Genomic DNA, 406 nt, shown 5'->3' with positions numbered 1-406 from the left:
CATATCGTTGAAGGACACTGCGAGGCGCGCCATATCGTCGACACCGCGCACCGGCATGCGTTCGGACAGATGCCCTTCGGCGAATCGCTCGGCGATGCGAGAGGCCGATCGCACCGGCAGCACCACCTGACGGGCGACCAGCAGGGCGGCCGCGGCCAGGAGCACCAGCAGCACCACGCCCCCGGTGACTATTGTGCCGCGCACCAGCGAAATGGTGCTTTCCTCATTCGACAGTGGGAACACCAAGTACAGCTCAAGTGCGGTGACGTTCGATGTCGTCGGCGAGCCGATGATCAGCGCTTTACCCGAGAAGCCCTCGGTGTGCACCGTCGAGTATTGCCAAGTGACCTGGCCGGCCTTGACGAATTCACGCAGCGGGCCCGGGATTTGGTTGGCGGGGCCCGCC

Annotated in this window: 1 protein-coding gene; it reads right to left on the bottom strand. The window is 64.8% G+C overall.

Annotation, left to right across the window (positions count from 1 at the left end):
- Nucleotides 1-406: HAMP domain-containing protein (locus FH08_RS0134030; RefSeq protein ID WP_031362634.1), on the bottom strand; the 406-nt coding region annotated here is incomplete at both ends.

Source organism: Caballeronia sordidicola (genome assembly GCF_000729995.1).
GTDB lineage: Bacteria > Pseudomonadota > Gammaproteobacteria > Burkholderiales > Burkholderiaceae > Caballeronia > Caballeronia sordidicola_A.
Note: the sequence above shows the minus strand (reverse complement) of the source record. Positions and strands in the feature narration are given on the sequence as shown.